Source organism: Shewanella electrica (assembly GCF_022321485.1).
GTDB lineage: Bacteria > Pseudomonadota > Gammaproteobacteria > Enterobacterales > Shewanellaceae > Shewanella > Shewanella electrica.
The window spans coordinates 1-229 of sequence record NZ_JAKOGG010000858.1 but is presented as its reverse complement, the minus strand read 5'-3'; the positions used below and the strand labels follow the sequence as shown (position 1 = coordinate 229).

1 protein-coding gene is annotated in these 229 nt (G+C 68.1%); it reads right to left on the bottom strand.

Features of this window, described 5'->3' with window-relative positions; all coding sequences use genetic code 11:
• On the bottom strand, positions 1 to 229 hold a 229-nt coding region (locus L9G74_RS22230; protein ID WP_238899146.1), incomplete at both ends, for an immunoglobulin domain-containing protein.

The window sequence follows — 229 nt, the reverse complement described above, 5'->3', positions numbered from 1 at the left end:
CCAGTGTTGCCAATACCAGCGACGAACTCCAGCCCCTTGCCGGGCGCCTGTCGCACCCAGTTCATGCCGTAACTGCTGAAGTCGAACCCGGAGGCCTTGCAGACGAGGCTGAGCGCTCCTCCGGGCGTCTGGAGGCCGCCCCCGGACTCGTCCAACGTCACGGCCGCCATCAGCCCTGGCAGGGCGGCCAGGAGCAGGAGGGAGGAGACGAGTGGGCTCATGGTTGCGG